Genomic DNA, 17,738 nt, shown 5'->3' with positions numbered 1-17,738 from the left:
TGGCCCGCGCGAGTCAGTACGATTTCGCGAAGTACGCCGTCTCCGCCGCGTCGTCGTCGCAGATGGCGCAGTCTTCGCCGTGGTGGATCTCCGCATCCTCGTCGTTCAGCGGCACCATCACGATCTCGGCGGCGATCTGGTCTTTGATCTCGTCTTCGCAGGCCTCGTCGCCACACCACGGGGCCTTGACGTAGCCGCCGTGTTGCCCGATCGTGCCGAGGATTTCGGCTCTGTCTTCGGCCTCGCGGACGTTGGATTCGAGGTTCTCTTCGGCGGCGGCGTACAGTTTGGCGTACACCTCGTCGAAGTGCGAGGAGACCGTTTCGGCGATGTCCTCGCGACCCTCTTCGGTGGATTCGCCGTCGGGGCGGTGCACGAGCGTGACCGTGCCGTCGTCGGCCTCGTTGGGACCAATCTCCATTCGGACGGGCACGCCCTTCAGTTCCCACTCGTTGAATTTGAAGCCCGGATTCCGCTCGTCGCGGTCGTCGAGTTCGACGCGGATTCCCGCCTCTTCGAGGTCCGCGGCGATGCCCTCCGCGTACGAGAGGACCTCGTCTTTCGTGTCGGCCTGCCAGATCGGGACGATCACGAGCTGCTCGGGCGCGATCGCCGGCGGGAGGACGAGTCCCTGATCGTCCGAGTGCGTCATAATCAGCGCGCCGAGGGCCCGCCAGGAGAGTCCCCATGAGGTCGTATGCGCGATCTGTTCGTCCTCGTCCTCGTCGGTGTAGGTGATGTCGAACGCCTCCGCGAACGACGTCCCGAGGTAGTGCGAGGTCGCGCCCTGGACGGACTTGCCGTCGGGCATTAGCGCTTCGACGGTCGTGGTCGTGTCCGCGCCGGGGAACTTGTCGTGCTCTGGTTTCGCCCCGCGGAGCACCGGCATCGCGAGCAGGTCCTCGTACGTCTCCTCGTACTGATCGAGCCGGCGGGTCGTCTCCTCCCACGCGTCTTCGCGCGTTGCGTGGGCGGTGTGGCCCTCCTGCCAGAGGAACTCCTTCGTCCGGAAGAACGGCTTCGTCTCCGTGGCCTCCCAGCGCACGACCGAGACCCACTGATTCACGCGGAGTGGCAGGTCCCGGTGGCTCCGCACCCACTGGGAGATGTACGGCGTGATGATCGATTCGGAGGTCGGCCGGACCGCGAGCGGCTCTTCGAGTTCTTCCTTGCCGGCGCGCTCGACCCAGGCGACCTCGGGGTCGAATCCCTCGACGATGTCCTTCTCCTGTTCGAGGTAACTCTCGGGGATGAACATCGGGAAGTAGGCGTTCTTGACCCCGGTGTCTTTGAACAGGGAGTCGAGGTGCCCCTGCAGCCGCTCCCACAGTTCGTAGGCGCGGGGGCGGGTGACGATGAACCCGCTCATTCCGTCCGGCGCGTAGTTGGCCAGGTCGGCCTTCTTGACGACCTCGGCGTACCACTCGCCCGTGTTGTACTCTTTCGACTCGGTGATGCCGAGTTCCTGCTCGTCGCTCATTACGTATTTCGAGCCCCAGGTCGGTCTTAAATCCCCTGAAGCGCCCCGCTGCGGTCACGACCGCGGCTCACTCGAACGCCTCGGCGGTCACGTCGAATGGACTCTCGTCCGCCTGCCAGGCCCACCCCGGCAGCCGAGTCTGGAAGCCGGCCGCCAGCGCCGCATCGAGATCATCGACGCCGGCCCCGCCCTCGCTGTGCGTCGTGATATCGGCGTAGTGGAACGTCGCCTGCGCGAGCAGCGACAGCGGTGTCCCACCGGCGATCGTCGCCGCCAGTTCGCGGCCGAGGACCTCGTCGACGACGAACCCGGGATAATCGCCGTCGACGTCGAGGTCGCGAAGGATCGCGACGTAGGCGGCCGCGTTGACGGCGCTGTCGCCGTCGGCGAACACCGCCCTCACCGCTTCGCGATACTGTTCCGTCGTGACCGAACCGACGTCGGTCTCGAAGGCGGCGCCGAGTCGGCGTCGGGTCTCGTTGATCAGTGGGACGATCCGATCGGCGCGGTCGGCGACCCAGACGGCCTCGCGGGCGACCCGGTCGGGACTCAGATTCATATCGACCGGAGAACGGCCCGATATTTCGACTTTGCGAAGGCTTTTATACGACGACGAAGGTACTGCATACCAAGCGGGTTCTCCCTGCCTCTTCGCAGCCGGAATCGCAGAGACTACCGTTCACACGACGTCTATGTGCTCTCAGAAGACACCGTTGCTGTCCATCGTCGACGACGCACTCGCGCTGTCGGTCCTGCGCTGCAGGCGGAGAATCCCAATCGACCGTCGCGACACACACGCCGCGACGGGACGCTCTCAGGTATGAGCTCAGTAGACACGCAACTCGAGGAGTTGAAAGGGGAAGTCAAATCGGAACTGCCAGCCGACATCTCGGTCACGGACGTCACCTACGAGGGGCCCGAACTGGTCATTTACACCCGAGATCCGAAGCGGTTCGCACGGAACGGCGATCTCGTTCGCGACCTCGCGGGCACGCTCCGAAAGCGAATCACCGTCCGCCCGGATCCGCGGGCGCTCTCGACGCCCGAGCGGGCCCGCGAACGGATCCGTGAGGTCGTGCCCGAGGAGGCTGGCGTCACCGATCTCGAGTTCCACAACGACACCGGCGAAGTGGTGATTCAGGCCGAACGCCCGGGAATGGTCATCGGCAGTCACGGAACGACCCTCAGAGAGGTCACCAGAGAGACCGGCTGGACCCCCGAGGTCGTCCGCACGCCACCGATCGAGTCCGCGACGGTCTCGAACGTGCGGAACTTCCTCCGACAGGAACGCGAGGACCGCCGGGAGATCCTCGAACGCGTCGGGCGACAGATCCACCGCGAACCGCTCGGCAGCGAGGAGTGGGTGCGAATCACCACCCTCGGATCCTGCCGAGAGGTCGGCCGCGCTTCGTTCATCCTCTCGACGGGCGAGACGCGCGTCCTCGTCGACTGCGGCGACCGGCCGGGGTCGGGCGACCGGCCGTATCTCGACATCCCAGAAGCCCTCGGCGCGGGCGCGAACTCGATCGACGCCGTCGTCTTGACGCACGCGCATCTGGATCACTCCGCACTCGTCCCGCTCCTCTATGAGTACGGGTACGACGGCCCGGTCTACACCACGGAACCGACGCGGGATCTGATGGGGCTCCTGACGCTCGATTATCTCGACGTCGCCGAGAGCGAGGGCCGCTCGCCGCCGTACGACTCGGAGATGGTTCGCGAAGCGATCAAGCACACGATCACCTTGGAGTACGGGGACGTCACGGACATCGCGCCCGACGTCAAACTCACGCTCCACAACGCCGGGCACGTGCTCGGCTCCTCGATCGCGCACTTCCACATCGGTGACGGCCTCTACAACGTCGCCTTCTCCGGCGACATCCACTACGGGGACACCCGGCTGTTCGACGGGGCCGTCAACGACTTCCCGCGCGTGGAAACGCTGGTCCTCGAATCCACCTACGGCGGCCGTAACGACTACCAGACCGACCGGGAGGACGCCGAGCGGAAACTGCTCGACACGATCACCGAGACCGCCGAGCGCGGCGGCTCGGTCGTCGTCCCCACCGCCGCCGCGGGCCAGGCCCAGGAACTGATGCTCGTTTTCGAGGAGGCGATGCGCGAGGGTGACCTTCCCGAGATGCCGATCCACCTGGATGGGATGATCTGGGAGGCGACCGCCATCCACACCACGTATCCCGAATTCCTCCGCGACCGACTCCGCACCCGGATCTTCGACGAGGGCGACAATCCCTTCCTGGCTGACGTGTTCAACCGTATCGACGGTGGCGAGGACGAACGGGAAGACATCGCCGACGGCGATCCGGCGATCGTCCTCTCGACGTCGGAGATGGTCTCTCGTGGGCCGATCCAGTCGTGGCTCCGGCACTTCAGCGACGACAGCGACTCGTCGCTCCTGTTCGTCGGCTATCAGGCACCGGGGACGCTCGGCCACCGGATTCAGAACGGCCACCGAGAGGTCGCACTCACGCGAGGTGGCGGTGGTCGTAGCGAGACGACGCTAGCGATGCACGTCGAAACCGTCGACGGCTTCTCCGGTCACGCCGACCGACAGGGACTGGAGAACTTCGTGAAGACGATGAACCCCCGCCCGGAGAAGATCCTCTGCGTGCACGGCGAGGAGCGCGCCGTCCAGGACCTCTCCTCCGGACTGTATCACGATCACCACCTCCGGACGTTCGCCCCGAAGAATCTCGAGACGTTCCGGTTCCGATGAGTGGCGGGAGCCAACCACCCGGGCGGTGACGAACCTTCTTGATGGAGCCCCGATACACGACAGTATGCGAATCGCGCTGATCGCTCACGACGAGAAGAAACCGGATATGATCGACTTCGTCCGGGGCCGGCTGGGCGACCTCGAGGCGATGGAGATCACGACGACTGGCACGACCGGGAAGCGGATCCAGGAGGCCACGGGACTGGACGTCGACCGCAAGGAGTCCGGGCCGATCGGCGGCGATATGCAGATCGGCGCGGAAATCGTCGACGGGGACTGTGACGGGGTCGTGTTCCTCCGCGACCCGCTCACTGCCCAGCCCCACGAACCGGACATCACCGCGCTCCTGCGGATCTGTGACGTCCACGACGTCCCGCTGGCGACTAACCTCGCCAGCGCCGACGCCGTCCTCGACGAACTGGTCCGTCAGTCGGAACCGGATTCTCAACGCTGAGAACCGAACCGCGGGACTTAATCGCAGACCGGCGAAATGGACCAGTATGTCTCCGTCGAATGCGTCCGACGCGGCTGGTCGGACCCTTGCGGTTCTCACGGTCCTCACGTTGGTGACTGCGCTTGCGCTCGCCGGAACGCCTGTCGCCGCGGCCCAGTCCGGCGACGGCGGCTCGAACGCGGGGGCCGGTGACGACACCCGTCGCTGCTTCCCGCCGGGCGGGTACGACCTCACGGTCGGTGACGGCAACCCACACATCAACGTCACCATCCACACGTCGCTCTTCACCTCGCCCGCGCCGCCGAGCGCTCTCGGCCTGTCGGCGCGCGGCGTCGCGCTCGAAGCCGACATCGTCGAACTGCGGACCGGCGTCCTCTTCGAGGCCGACCAGGAGAACGTCGCAGCGAGCGCGGTCTGGGACTCGTTCGTGGTGCTCTTCGACTACCAGCTTTCGCTGCCGATGTTCGCCGATTCCTTCGACGACTCGACGTACGAACCGACGGACGGGCCCGTCTCCGGGGTCGAAACGCGCGGCTGTTAGCCGATCCGAGAGTGGTCCCCCTCGATCAGTCGCCCGCAGCCGCTTCGGGGTCGACGACTGACTCGGCGACTTCGTCGACGCCGACGCGATCGCACAGGTCATAGAGCGGACAGGCTTCGGGGCCGTCCAGACACGCGGGCTTCCGGGCCGAGCAGTACTCCCGACCGAACTGGATCATCGCTGTGTGACCGAAGCCGCACTTCTCGCCCGGAATGTCGGCTTCGAGCTGTTCTCGCACGGCTTCGTGGTCGGCGTCTGGCGGGGCCAGTCCCATCCGGCGCGCGATTCGGTGGACGTGGGTATCGACGGGAAAGACGCCGTCGCGGCCCCCCGCGAACAACAGCACGCAATCGGCGGTCTTCGGCCCGACGCCGTGGATGTCGAGTAACGCCTCGCGAACCGCCGTCGCGGGTTCCTCCGTGACGAACGCGTCGAAGCCGTCCGCGCCGCCGTAAGCTTCGCAGATCCGCTCGGCCGCGCCGATGATCATCGCTGATTTCTGGTTGTAGAGGCCGGCAGACGCGATCGTTTCCGAGAGCGTCGACTGGTCGGCATCGGCGAGTGCGGCCGCCAGATCGTGATCGTCGTCGGAACCGCCGTCCCCGTACCGTTCCATCAGCGCGTCGTGGGCCGGTTGGCTGGCCACGTCGCTGGTGTTCTGTGAGAGGATCGTCCGCACCAGCGACTCGAAGGCGTCCGTACCGCCGTAGGTCTTCTGCCAGTAGCGCTCGCCCAGCTCGTCGACGACCGCCTCGGCGCGGGTCTCGGCCTCGCCGGTACTGAACATCGCGGCGGTGGACGCCGCCTCCCCGCTGGCGATGTTCTCCTCCGGTTCCTCGGGCATAGTCGGCAGTAGTCCCCACCGATAAAAAAGACGTCTGGCCGGAGATCCACTGCGTCCGACGCGCTGGTCAGTCCGCCGCTTCGACCTCGAGTTCCAGGCGCAGGTCCGCTCCGTCGGCGAGGGCCGCGACGAGTTCCCGATCGAAGTCGGCCGCGGCGGCGTCGGCGCCGACGAGGACCGTCCGGTCGTCGACGTACGCCGAGGTCCGACCCACGTGGCTTCGATCGTTCTCGAACGAGAGGTCCGGATCGCCGCGGCCAGTAACCGTCTCGACGTACGTGTCGCCGTCGGCCGTGGTGACCGTAATCGAGGCGGTAATCGTGGCCTCGGGGTCGCGGCAGGCCGCGACGAACGCCGGGTCGAAGTCCGCGGGCACTCGATCCGCCTCGACTGCGAGGATGCAGTCGCCGGCAGGGGTCAGCCAGTCGTCGCTGGTCACCTCGAACGTGCTGGCGTGTTCCGCCGAGACGTGCTCGTGCCCGCACGCGTGAACAACTTCCTCCATCGTTCGCACTGGTGGGTGCCGCGATAAGTCAGGCACGGTTCCGGACATCGTGTGGGAACAGTTCTCACTTTCATTTATATATCACCCACGAATGCTGATAACTCCTCACAAGGCGCTGTATGGCTGTGAGAGCGGATCTCAGGCGCTCGTGGCACCGGCAGATTTATATGCGGTAGACGGAAATATGTAGGTACCAGAACGCCTCCGGCGTTCCGGCGGCACAGCACGCAGAATGATCGGGAATTCTTATCCACGGTCGGCAGCGCTCGACGAGCAGCCGCCACGGTCCGGAGCGGTGATGGTATCGAGGATTGATTACGTATGGTGACGCAGCAAGACGTTCTTCAGGAATACGACGTACAGGAACTCAAAGAATCGGATAACATCGAGCTTACCGACGAGAAGCTCGAAAACGGCTCGAAAGGCCAGCTGATCAAGGTGGCCGGCCAGCTCCGAGACCGACGAAACGAACTCAACCAGATGGCCTCCGAACGCGCCTCCGAGCGCGACGACCTGAACGCGAAGACGCGTGAGAAGGTCGACGAGGCCCAAGAGCACCGCGAGAAGCGCGACGAGCTCAACGAGCAGGTCCAAGAGCACAAAGAGAGCCGAAACGAGCTCAACGCGAAGGCCAACGAGCTGTTCGACAAAGTCGAGCAGATGAAAGAGGACCTCGAGCTCGACGACGGCAAAGACATCGAGGAGCTCGAAGAGGAGATCGAGCAGCTCGAGTTCCGTCAGCAGACGGAAGTGCTCTCGACAGAAGACGAGCGCGAACTCATCGAGAAGATCGAGGACAAGCGCGAGGAACTCCGCCAGAAGAAGGAGAAGGTCGAAGACAGCGGTGAACTCGAGGAACTCATTGAGGAGGCCGAAGAGGTCCGCTCGGAGGCGTCCCAGCACCACCAGAAGGTGACCGAGCTCGCCGACGAGGCACAGGAACACCACAACCAGATGATCGAGGCCTACCGAGAGGCCGACGACATCCGCGACGAGGCCGACGCGATGCACGAGCTGTTCGTCGAGGCCCAGGAAGCCGCTGACCGCCACCACGAGGACTTCGTCCGCGTCCAAAAGCGCCTGCGCGAACTCGACAAGCAGGAAGAGCAGGAGCGCGAGGACGAGCGCGAAGAGGAGCGCGAGGCCGCCAAGGAGGAGGCCGAAGAGATCTACCAGAAGTTCAAGGAAGGCGAGACCCTCGACACCGAGGATCTGATGAAGCTCCAGAAGACGGGGCTGCTCTAAACGCTGGAGAGGCTGGAATCCGGGCTTCGACTCCGGTTCCGACACACGTTCTGACGGTTCTTTTTCGCGGATGGGCGCGAGGAGCGGTCGCGCTGTCTGCGGCGACCGGGAGGACTTTAACCGAGTGAACCGTTCGCACGACCGTGACCACGCTCGTCCTCTGTGTGGACCGCTCGAACGACATCGGGCGCGCGACTGGGTTAGCGCTGCCGGTGGTCGGCTGGGAAGCCGTCCAGTCGCTCGTCACCGACGTCGGCCTCGCGGACCCCGAGGATTCGAGTGTGAACTGCCTGTTGGAGGCACTCCGCGTCGCCCGCGACCTCCGGGACGATCACGAGGAGACGGTCGTCGCTGTCGTCGCCGGGGGCGGCGACTCGCTGGTCGGTGCCGATCGGTCCCTGTCGTCACAGCTCGATGAACTCATCGAGGACTACGACCCCGACTCGGCGGTCGTGGTCCTCGATTCCGCCAGCGACGAGCGAGTCGTCCCGGTAGTCGAAAGCCGACTCCGCGTCGACTCAGTCGACCGCGTGGTCGTCCGGCAGGCCCACGACATCGAATCGACGTACTACCTGCTCAAGCAGTTTCTCGCCGACGAGGAGTTGCGGACGACAGTCCTCGTCCCACTGGGCGCGACGCTGCTCCTGTTGCCGATCCTGCTGACGTTCTTTTCGACGGGCTTCGCGCTCGCAGGCCTCGCCGGTGTCCTGGGGGCGGCGCTGCTGTACAAGGGACTCGCGATCGACGAGTCCCTCTCAGAAGTCCCCGAACGGGTGCGCGACGCGCTGTACTCCGGGCGGGTCTCGGTCGTCACCTACGCGGTCAGTCTGGGGCTCGGACTGGTCGGGATCTTCCTCGGGGCGCTCTCGGTCTCGCCGCAGGTCGGTCCCGAATCAGTCATCATCCGCACGATGCAGTTCACTTACAGCGCCGTCCCGTGGCTGGCCCTCGCGGCCTTGACCGGGAGCGCCGGGCGACTGCTCGACGAACTCATCGGCTCCGACGGCGTGAGTACGCCCTACCTGAATCTTCCCTTCGGTGTCGTCTCGCTCGGACTGGTCGTCCGCGGGTTCGCCGGATGGTTCCTCCAGCGTGAGAGCGCGTTGCCGAGTCCGCAACTGTTCGGCTACCTCGTGACGCCTCGTCAACGGCTCGCGGCGTTCATCATCGCGGGGATCGTCGTGAGCGTCGTCGGCGTTCGCGTCGCGGCCAGCGTGAGCGGCGAGTCGATCGACGACGTCGTGCAGTGAGCCCGGTGCTCGTCTCGGTTCGTGCCCGTAGAATCCGCGTTCGGCCTGTCAGGCGGCGTTCGAGCGGTGCTCGCCGTGTTTGACCCCCAGCGCGACACAGATCACTCCGAAGACCAACATCGACGGCGTCACCATCATCAGTACCGTCCCCATCGCCATCACGCCGGATCCGATCAACGCCGCGGTGCCGGCGGCGATGAGTGCAACGAGGATACCGAGCGTCGTCCCGAATGTGAATTCCATACGGTCTCCCGTTGGGTCCGAGGCGGCAAATCGGTTACCCTCCGTGCTCGACCCCTGCTGTTTGCGATCGGCCGGTCACCACGGCGAGAAACCGGGATCGACCGTCCTGTCGGTCCGGTCGATGGCGTCGATCGCCTCCACGTCAGCGGCGTCGAGTTCGAGGTCGACCGAGGCGAGGTTGTCGAGGAGGTGGCTCTCGCCGGTCGCTTTCGGGATCGCGGTCAAGCCCTTCTCACGGAGCCAGGCCAGTGACACCTGAGCCGCACTGACGTCGTGCTTGTCGGCGATTTCGACGATCTCGGGAACGTCGAAGACCTCGCCACGAGCAAGAGGTGAGTACGCGACGACTTCGACGTCGCGCTCCGCACAGTACTCCCGAAGGTCCGCCTGCGGCAACAGCGGGTGGAGTTCGACCTGATTGGCGAAGATCGGCGCGTCGGCGTGTTCGATCGCCTCCTCGACGTGTTCCGGCAGGAAATTACTGATGCCGATCCGTCGTATCGCGCCCCTGTCGACGAGTTCGTCGAACGCTCGGAACGTCTCTACGGGGTCGTACGCCCGTGACGGCCAGTGAATGTACAGGAGGTCGAGATAGTCGACGCCCAGTTTCTTGAGGCTCGCCTGGGTTGACTCCAGCACGTCGTCGTACCCGAGGTTATCGATCCAGACTTTCGTCGCCAGAAAGACGTCCTCGCGGTCGACATCGGCGGCGGCGAGCCCTTGGCCCACCGCCTGCTCGTTGCCGTAGGCCTGCGCAGTGTCGACGTGACGGTAGCCCGCTTCGAGCGCAGTCTGGACCGTGTTCGCACAGGTGGTCGCATCGTCGTTCTGCCACGTGCCGAGTCCGAGAATCGGCATCCCGTCGGTGAGTTCCACGCGTCGCTGCTCGTGAGCGTTCATACCAGCTACAAGTCACGTTGGCCCGTTATGGGTTTGGAAAGCGGCGTGATACGTCACTCGGCGAGCCGCTGTTTCGCGAATCTTGCGAGCAGCGGCACGTCGTCGAGGTGGACGAGTTTCGAGAGCCCGCGGATGCTGCCATCGTTCGCGTCGCTGAGCGTGTCGATGTCCATCTCGTTCAGGTCGCTCATCAGACGGTCGTAGCGGTCGTTCGGTGCGAGATACAGCAACTGCGTCATCGTCAATCGCGTGCGCATATCCGGTGCGACGCGGGCGTGCCAGAGATCGTCGTAAATCGCCATCGCGTCCGCGGAGGTGTCCCGCTCTGAACCCATCAGACACCGGTCCGCGGTGATGGCGGCGGCACGCGCAGATTCCATACATTTGTGGATGCCTTCGCCCCACAGCGGATCGATGGTCGGCACGGTATCGCCGATGGCCATAAACCCGTCCGTGCTGAGGTCGTCCGGCATCTGGATGTGGGCGCTCCCCCGGTGCTGTTGTTTGTCCGTGAGCCGCTGGGCGCTGGCGAACCGCGGATCTGTCTCCAGCCAGTGGTTGAGGTGGTCGTCGATGCTCTTGGACGTGTCGCCGTACTCCTGATAGCTCTCGTTCTGGATGTAACACAGGCCGACTTTCGCGGTGTCACCGCCCGTGTGGAAGATCCACGAGTAGCCGCCGGGCGCGTACTCGTGATCGAGGCGCAGCATCATCGCGTCGGTCAGATCCGCGAACTCGGGGTGGTCCACGTCGATGCCTTCCATCTCCCACTCGATGCCGACCGCCTGGTTCTTCCGTTCGAGGTCGCAGACGCCGAGTTTCTTCGCGAGCGGTGCCGCCGGCCCCGTGGCGTCCACGACGATGTCGGCGGACACCTCCTCGTCGCCCGCGTACTGGACGCCGACGACTTCGCCGTCCTCGACGACGGGGGCGTTCACTCGCGCGTCGAAGCGATAGTCCGCGCCGTGTCTCCGCCCCTCCGCGACCAGCCACCGCTTGAAGTCGGCGAATTCGAGCACGGCACCGGGTTGGTGCTGGACGAAGTGGCGGTTGGGCGACTCGAGGACGACCTCGTCGGTGTAGTTCATCACGACGTCGTCGGGGATCCCGAACGCGCCTGTCATCGACGCGAACGTCCCCGCCGTCGACTTGTTCGACTGTCTCGGGAACTGGTCTTCGGGTTCGGCCTCCAGCACGAGCACGTCGTACTCGCGCTGTGCGAGGTCTCGCGCGCACTGTGCTCCAGCCGGGCCTGCTCCGGCGATGACGACATCGTAGTTCTCAGACATATGGTATTTCCGTAGTGTACGGTGGCCGCAGGCACCGGCGTGGCGGTGCCGTGGTCGCAGGGACGCCGTGCTGGGAGTAGTGGTTCGCCCGCCCGCGTCCTCGACCGGCCGTCGCGGCGTCCGCAATCACTGTTGTTATACTACATCGACGCGCGGGTAAAAAACGCGCCGGAACATTCCTGACGCCCGCGAGAGGGCGGAATTCCGCAGCGGGTCGATCACCCCGTGTGACCGGATGACGTAACCTCTTTAGTTACATACTCTCACCGTCGGATAGATGGCTGAGATCGCAGTCCGCGACCTCTGGATCGAGCGCGGGTCCGCATCCTTCGGATTCGACAGGCTCTCGGCGCGACTGTTCGACTCGACGCGGGCGGGCCCGTATCTCCTCATCGGTGCGGTGGTGCTCGTTCACCTTCCGCTGCTCTCGGTCGTCGGCTGGCTACAGACGGGGGTCCTCTCCATTGCGGTCAACCCGGGGGAGGTGTTCCAGGTGATCGCCTGGCCCGCCGTCGTCTGGATCACTCTCCGAACGAAGGCCACCTACGAGACCGCAATCAACGACCTCCCCGACGCCGACGACCCCGACACCGAGGCGCTCGATCTCGAAGGGTCGATCAGCGAACGGCTCTTGGATCTCATCGGGATTCCGGCTGCTCCGTCGGGCAAGGCCAACGCGGGACTGGAGGTTCTCGCTCACGCCCGCGTCCGGTACGCGGTCCTGTCGATCGGGCTGGCTCTCTACGGCGTCCAACTGTTGACGAACTTCGCCGGACTCGTGGGTCCCGTCGCCGCCCTGACGGGACGACCGGTCGCACTCGTCCGGTTCACCGTCGTCATTCCATTCGTCCTCTATCCGATCGGGGCGGAGTTTCTGACAGTCGTCATCGGCGCGCTGGTGGTGCTTCCGTTCAAAATCGAACGGGCGTCGCTCATCGACTTCTCGGATCCACACGGGTTCGCCGGCCTCTCTCCCGCGGGCACCCTCTTCAAGAACGTCGCCGTCTCGTATTTCATCCTGCTGACGCTCTTCGCACTCTTTCAGACCGTCGCCACCGGGACGAGTCCCACCGACTTGTCTTCGTCGGTGCTCCTGCTGACCGGCGTGGCCCTCGGCGTGGCGCTCTTCGTCGGTCCGATGGCACGGATCAAATCCTACCTCGCGAGCGCCAAAGCCGCGAAGATCGACGCGCTCGCAGAGGCGGTGCGACGGGTCGGGTCGACTGACGAACTGTTCCCGTACGCCGAACCGGAATCAATCGACGACACCAGCCAGTACACCTACAACCACATCCGGATGCAACGGGTGCAATCGACCAGCGAACTCCCGTTGAACTTCGGGATGCTCCGTGAGTTCCTCTTCGCGCTGTTCCTCCCCTACGCCTCTTCAGTGGTGTTCGAGTACTTCCTGGGATACGTCATCTGAAGAGTCGGCTGATTATCCGGAGCGGGATTCGGCCCGGCTGGGTACAGTCGACGGCCGGGTGACTGCCACCGGTCAGGTCGACGGCCGCTCTGTCACATCCCCGCCCACACCCAGCCGATTCCGGAGTGCCGGAACCACGGCCTCGTCGACCGAGAACCCACTGGCCCCAGTCACCATCAACGCCGACGAGAGCCCGAAGAGGGTGACGTGTGCTAACACGGGGTCGTCGGGGAGGCCGAACAGCGTCGTCGTCAGGATGACGAACGCGGCGGCCGCGGCCCCGCGAGTGAGCGTGCCGGTGAGGAGGAGGACGCCCACCGCGGCCTCCGTGAGGCCGGCCCCGAACACCCACAGTTCCGGAGAGACGGGGACGACGGCCGTGAGATCGTACTTCGCGACGACGGCAGCGGCCTGTTCTGGTTGGAACCACTTCTGGACCACCCCGAGGTAGATGAAGTTCGCGCCGAGGAACACCCGGAGGGCGACGGGTGCCGCCGCGGGCGTGAGTCCGAGCGCCGAGAGCACGTCCTCGGGCTTCGGGAGCCCCTGGAACCGACTGAGGATGGTTCCCTCGGTCGCCACCATCCGCCGGAGCATCATATCCGCGCTGGGTTGGCCCGGCCCGATCAGGAAGATCGCGAGGAACCCGGCGACGTACTCGCCGGCCAAGAGGAGCTCGGGAAACTGCCCCGCAAGCGCCCACGCGTACGTCACCAGACCGACGAGGGCGGCAATCCGCGTCGCGAGTCCGAAGAGTAACACGAACCCGATGCCGACCTGTAGCAGTCGCGCGTTCACGGGCACGCTCGGCGAGAAGAGGTATCCCGCGAACCCCGCGCCGACCAGCGGCAGTCCGATCGAGAGTCGCAGCATCCAGGGGAGGTACGGCCGGTACGACGCGAGCGTCCGCCGGGCCACTTCGATGTCCAGCAGGGACCCGGAGAACCGGAGGTACCCGAGGGTGACGGCCGCGACGGCGACGCCACCGCCGCCGAGTAGCGCCAGCGCCACCGGCGAGGAAAACACCGCTGCGAAGAGTTCTCCCACAGTGCCGGGAGCGGTTTCGTCGGTGACGTAATCGACGTGGGCAGCGGCGGGCCCGGCCGCCGCGATCGAGAGCGCGACCGCGCTGGCGACCCAGCGGAGGGTTCGTCGGATCATAGAGACGCTACGGGTCGGACGGCAAAAAGACGGGTGGCGGAATCCGTTCTATCGGTCCGCGTTCGGATCGGCAAACGAGAACCCAGGCAGTCCGTGATCGAACGGTTCCGCTCAGTAGAACTCTCGGACGAGATCCATCGCGCCCTCGGGCGCGCCGTCGTCGATCTGCGACATATCGGTGTCGACGCCGTGCTTTTCGCTGTAGGGGATCGACTTCTCGCTCTGCCAGATGACGCCCTGATACTCCTTGCTGGCGTCGAGGATCTTCTCTTTGGCGGCGTCGTAGTCCGTGCGGTCGTGGCCTTCCTCGGCGACGTCGACGAGGTTGTCTCGGAAGTAGTCGTAGGTGTCGACGTCGTTGAAGGTAACACAGGGGCTGAACACGTTGACGAACCCGAAGCCGTCGTGTTCGATCGCCTCCTGGACGATCTCGGCGTGCCGCTGGGCGTCCGTCGAGAACGACTGTGCGATGAACGTCGCACCCGAGGCGAGCGCGAGTGCGAGCGGATTGACGGGCGGTTGCTGCGGTCCTTCCGGCGTCGTCGACGTCTCGAAGTCCTTGCGCGAGGTCGGCGAGGCCTGCCCCTTCGTCAGGCCGTAAATCCGGTTGTCCATCACCACGTAGGTCATATCGACGTTGCGACGGACGGCGTGGACGAAGTGTCCCGCGCCGATGGAGTACCCGTCGCCGTCGCCGCCGGCGACCATCACTTCGAGGTCGGGGTTCGCGAGTTTGACACCCGTCCCGACGGGGAGTGCGCGTCCGTGAACACCGTGGAGCGCATACGAGTGCATGTACGTCCCGATCTTGCCGGAACACCCGATCCCGGCCACGACGAAGGTGTTGTCGGGGTCGTTGCCGGTGTTCGCGAGCGCTTTCATCATCCCGTTCATCGTCCCGAAGTCGCCGCAGCCGGGACACCACGTCGGTTGCTTGTCGGATTTGAAGTCAGTGAATCGAACGTCTGAGCTCATTGGCTTGCCTCCTGCAGGGCGGCGTCGATCTCATCTGCGAGTTCGTCCGCCTTGAATCGCACGCCGTCGTACTTGTTCACGCGGTCGACGCGCGAGAGCGTGTCGTGTTCGACCACGTCGGCGAACTGGCCGGTGGCGTTACACTCGACGACGATCACGTTCTCCGCGGAGTCCACTGCGTCGCTCAGGTCGGGCCGCGGGTAGAGATACGGGACCGAGAGGAACCGCACGTCGACGCCGTCCTCCTCGAGGAATTCGATCGCTTCCTCCATCGCGCCCTCGTTGGACCCCCACGAGATGACGAGGTTCTCCGAGTCGGGGTCGCCGAACTCTCGGGGCGACCAGTCCTCCTCCTCGCGGGCGGTATCGACCTTCCGCGTGCGCTTGTCGACCTGTTCGACGCGCATCTCGGTGTCTTCGGTCCGTCGCCCGAGTTCGTCGTGTTCGAGTCCGGTCGACATGTGTGCACCGTCGGCCGTCCCGGGGAACGCCCGCGGTGAGACGCCGTCCGCCGTGATCGCGTGCGGCGTGAACTGGCCCTTCTCGTTCTGCCACTCTTCGATGGTCTCCTCGTCGACCACCTTGCCGCGCTCGATCTCGACCTCGTCCATGTCGAACGCCTCGGGCGGGAACGTCTGTTCGGTGACCGCCAACGAGAGGTCCGCGGCGATGTAGACCGGCGTCTGGTATTTCTCGGCGAGATTGAACGCCTCGACGGTCTTCCAGAAACACTCCGAGATCGTCGTCGGCCCGAGGACGAGTCGCGGGATCTCTCCGTGACCGCCGTAGAGCATCATATTCAGATCGCCCTGTTCTTGCTTCGTCGGCATCCCCGTCGAGGGACCCGAGCGCATCACGTCGACCACGACGAGCGGCGTCTCGCTGGTCGCGACCAGACCGAACGTCTCGGCCATCAGGTCGATCCCGGGCCCGGACGTCGCCGTCATCGATCGCGCACCGGCCCGCGCCGCGCCGAGCGCGATGTTGATCGCCGACAACTCGTCCTCGGCCTGGAGGACGTGCCCGCCGAACTGTTCGATGCGTCCCGTCAGATACTCCATCACGTCCGTCGCCGGCGTGATCGGATAGCCGGCGTAGAACTTACAGCCGGCAGCGATGGCTCCCATCCCGATGGCTTGATCACCGTTCAGCAGCACGTAGTCCGAGTCCGTCGTCTCCAGGTCGTACTCGAGGTCGTGGTCGTACTCGGTAGCGACGTGGTCCTGTCCTTTGCGGGCGGCCTCCTTGTTGTTCTCGACGAGCGACTTGCCCTTCGAGCCGAAGCGCTTCTCCAGCGCGCTGTCGAGGTTCTCGATCGGGAAGTTCGCGACCTCACAGGCCGCGCCGAGCGCGACGACGTTGCGCATAATCGCGCCGCCGGCTTCTTCAGCGAGCCGTTTCAGGGGCACGTCCAGTCCGATCATTCCGTCGGGAATCTCGACGTTCTCCATCGTCGTGCGTTCGCCATCGTAAATGATGACGGAACCGTCGTGGAGTTCGTCGAGGTTCTCCTCGATCGTACGGGGGGTCAACGCGATGAGAACGTCGAGCCGGTCGACGACGCTCTGGACCTGATCCACGGCGGTCCGGACTTTGTACGCCGTGTACCCGCCCCGGATGCGAGACGCGAAGTCCTTCGACGTGAACACGTGCCGCCCGGCCCGGGAGAGTGCCTGGGCGAAGATTTTTCCCGTCGAATCGATGCCATCGCCGGCTTCTCCGCCGATGGCCCAGTTGAAGTCCGCAGGCATGTGGCTAAGGGATTGCTGTGGCCCTAAGAAAAGCCTTCTGAAAAACCTTGAAAAAAGAAACGGTTCGATCCCGCCATAATTTTTTAATTGTTCATTTTACTCCCCAGTAAACCCGATTATATCGCTTATTATGGCCAATATAAGCGTAATAAATGAATGATTGTCCACCCGTTGTGGCCGGAACGGGCGAACCGCCGGACCGCTTGTACCGGCCCCTTTTCCGTGTTCAATCGGTGCTGTCAGTCGCGAAGGCAAAGGCCTTCTCGCCGGAACAATAACCGTCTCGTATGGACGCGACAGTCGCTGTCAGCGCAGTCCGCGACGTCGGACCGGACACGATCGCTCTCGAACTGGAGTCCCCCGACGGGTTCACCGCCCAGCCCGGACAGTTCGTGAAACTCCTCGGTACCGTCGACGGCGAGGAATACGCTCGGTTCTACACGCTCTCCTCGCCGTCAGTCGACGACACCTTCGAGGTAACAGTCGGGGTCGACCCCGAGGAAGCGGGTGCGTTCAGTCGATATCTCCTGGCTCTCACCCCCGGCGACACGCTGGACATCTCCGGGCCGTTCGGGCGGAATTTCTACGACGGCGAATCGCGCGCCGTCGTCCTCGCGGGCGGGCCCGGCGTCGGACCCGCAGTGGGGATCGCCGAAGCGGCGCTTGCCGACGGGAGCGAGGCCGCCATTGTGTATCAGACGGACGCGCCGGCGCACCAAGAGCGCCTGGACGCGCTCCGGGAGGCCGGCGTCTCGGTCTCGATCACTGCCGGTGATATCAGCGCGGCCGTCGAGGACGCCGTCACCGGCGACCCCGGCGAACAGCTCTTCGTCTACGGGTTCGCCGAGTTCGTCGACGACGCGACAGCCGCCCTCGAAGCCGCCGCCGTCGACGCCGACGAGGCCAAGTTCGAGAACTTCGGGTGATCCCGACGGGG

Annotated in this window: 17 protein-coding genes; 7 read left to right on the top strand and 10 right to left on the bottom strand. The window is 65.0% G+C overall.

The window, feature by feature from the left end; genetic code table 11:
• Positions 1-13 precede the first annotated feature (13 nt).
• Complete coding sequence (gene proS / locus BLU74_RS06920; protein ID WP_089766536.1) at positions 14-1,480, bottom strand: proline--tRNA ligase; 1,467 nt, start codon at positions 1,478-1,480, stop codon at positions 14-16.
• Between the two features lie 67 nt (positions 1,481-1,547).
• Positions 1,548-2,039 (bottom strand): DUF7984 family protein, encoded by a 492-nt coding sequence (locus tag BLU74_RS06915; protein WP_089766535.1) that lies wholly within the window; start codon positions 2,037-2,039, stop codon positions 1,548-1,550.
• Between the two features lie 261 nt (positions 2,040-2,300).
• Here BLU74_RS06915 and BLU74_RS06910 point away from each other — a divergent pair, with 261 nt between their 5' ends.
• The 3 genes from BLU74_RS06910 (at position 2,301) to BLU74_RS06900 (ending at position 5,212) form a co-directional block, all read left to right on the top strand.
• The gene (locus BLU74_RS06910; RefSeq protein ID WP_089766534.1) at positions 2,301-4,217 is read left to right on the top strand and encodes a beta-CASP ribonuclease aCPSF1; all 1,917 of its coding nucleotides are present in this window, start codon (positions 2,301-2,303) and stop codon (positions 4,215-4,217) included.
• A 64-nt stretch (positions 4,218-4,281) separates the two neighbouring features.
• Entirely contained in the window at positions 4,282-4,671 is a 390-nt protein-coding gene (locus tag BLU74_RS06905) for a methylglyoxal synthase (RefSeq protein ID WP_089766533.1), read from the top strand.
• A gap of 46 nt (positions 4,672-4,717) precedes the next feature.
• Positions 4,718-5,212, top strand: a complete 495-nt coding sequence (locus tag BLU74_RS06900) for a DUF7332 family protein (RefSeq protein WP_089766532.1) — start codon at positions 4,718-4,720, stop codon at positions 5,210-5,212.
• Between the two features lie 25 nt (positions 5,213-5,237).
• Here the strand turns inward: BLU74_RS06900 and BLU74_RS06895 are convergent, their stop codons facing one another.
• Together BLU74_RS06895 and BLU74_RS06890 are read right to left on the bottom strand one after the other, a co-directional pair.
• Positions 5,238-6,056, bottom strand: coding sequence for an endonuclease III domain-containing protein (locus tag BLU74_RS06895; protein ID WP_089766531.1), 819 nt, complete (start codon positions 6,054-6,056; stop codon positions 5,238-5,240).
• A 67-nt stretch (positions 6,057-6,123) separates the two neighbouring features.
• Complete coding sequence (locus tag BLU74_RS06890) at positions 6,124-6,561, bottom strand: DUF371 domain-containing protein (RefSeq protein WP_089766530.1); 438 nt, start codon at positions 6,559-6,561, stop codon at positions 6,124-6,126.
• Between the two features lie 321 nt (positions 6,562-6,882).
• Between BLU74_RS06890 and BLU74_RS06885 the strand changes: the two genes are divergently transcribed.
• Positions 6,883-7,806 (top strand): coiled-coil protein, encoded by a 924-nt coding sequence (locus BLU74_RS06885; RefSeq protein WP_089766529.1) that lies wholly within the window; start codon positions 6,883-6,885, stop codon positions 7,804-7,806.
• Between the two features lie 143 nt (positions 7,807-7,949).
• Positions 7,950-9,056, top strand: coding sequence for a DUF373 family protein (locus BLU74_RS06880; RefSeq protein ID WP_089766528.1), 1,107 nt, complete (start codon positions 7,950-7,952; stop codon positions 9,054-9,056).
• A gap of 48 nt (positions 9,057-9,104) precedes the next feature.
• Here the strand turns inward: BLU74_RS06880 and BLU74_RS06875 are convergent, their stop codons facing one another.
• The 3 genes from BLU74_RS06875 to BLU74_RS06865 all read right to left on the bottom strand — a co-directional run bounded on the left by BLU74_RS06875 (position 9,105) and on the right by BLU74_RS06865 (position 11,488).
• Positions 9,105-9,299, bottom strand: a complete 195-nt coding sequence (locus BLU74_RS06875; RefSeq protein WP_089766527.1) for a DUF7333 family protein — start codon at positions 9,297-9,299, stop codon at positions 9,105-9,107.
• Positions 9,300-9,374: 75 nt separating this feature from the next.
• A complete protein-coding gene (locus BLU74_RS06870; protein WP_394327866.1) occupies positions 9,375-10,199 on the bottom strand; it encodes an aldo/keto reductase in 825 nt (274 codons plus the stop codon).
• Between the two features lie 53 nt (positions 10,200-10,252).
• Positions 10,253-11,488 carry a digeranylgeranylglycerophospholipid reductase gene (locus BLU74_RS06865; RefSeq protein WP_089766526.1) on the bottom strand — a complete coding sequence of 412 codons (1,236 nt, stop codon included), beginning with the start codon at positions 11,486-11,488 and terminating at the stop codon, positions 10,253-10,255.
• Between the two features lie 277 nt (positions 11,489-11,765).
• Here BLU74_RS06865 and BLU74_RS06860 point away from each other — a divergent pair, with 277 nt between their 5' ends.
• Entirely contained in the window at positions 11,766-12,914 is a 1,149-nt protein-coding gene (locus BLU74_RS06860) for a hypothetical protein (RefSeq protein WP_089766525.1), read from the top strand.
• 72 nt (positions 12,915-12,986) lie between these two features.
• On the opposite strand, the gene BLU74_RS06855 is transcribed toward BLU74_RS06860, so the two are convergent.
• The 3 genes from BLU74_RS06855 to BLU74_RS06845 all read right to left on the bottom strand — a co-directional run bounded on the left by BLU74_RS06855 (position 12,987) and on the right by BLU74_RS06845 (position 16,801).
• Positions 12,987-14,075 carry a DoxX family protein gene (locus BLU74_RS06855; RefSeq protein WP_089766524.1) on the bottom strand — a complete coding sequence of 363 codons (1,089 nt, stop codon included), beginning with the start codon at positions 14,073-14,075 and terminating at the stop codon, positions 12,987-12,989.
• A 111-nt stretch (positions 14,076-14,186) separates the two neighbouring features.
• Positions 14,187-15,050: a 2-oxoacid:ferredoxin oxidoreductase subunit beta gene (locus BLU74_RS06850; protein ID WP_089766523.1), complete on the bottom strand. Its 864-nt coding sequence runs from the start codon at positions 15,048-15,050 to the stop codon at positions 14,187-14,189.
• Entirely contained in the window at positions 15,047-16,801 is a 1,755-nt protein-coding gene (locus tag BLU74_RS06845) for a 2-oxoacid:acceptor oxidoreductase subunit alpha (protein WP_089766522.1), read from the bottom strand. Before BLU74_RS06845 ends, BLU74_RS06850 begins: the two co-directional genes overlap by 4 nt.
• Positions 16,802-17,088: 287 nt before the next feature.
• Between BLU74_RS06845 and BLU74_RS06840 the strand changes: the two genes are divergently transcribed.
• Positions 17,089-17,727, top strand: coding sequence for an FAD-dependent oxidoreductase (locus tag BLU74_RS06840; RefSeq protein ID WP_089766521.1), 639 nt, complete (start codon positions 17,089-17,091; stop codon positions 17,725-17,727).
• The last annotated feature ends 11 nt before the right edge of the window (positions 17,728-17,738 follow it).

Origin of the sequence: Halobellus clavatus, from assembly GCF_900107195.1 — an archaeon.
GTDB classification, from domain to species: domain Archaea; phylum Halobacteriota; class Halobacteria; order Halobacteriales; family Haloferacaceae; genus Haloquadratum; species Haloquadratum clavatum.
Note: the sequence above shows the minus strand (reverse complement) of the source record. Positions and strands in the feature narration are given on the sequence as shown.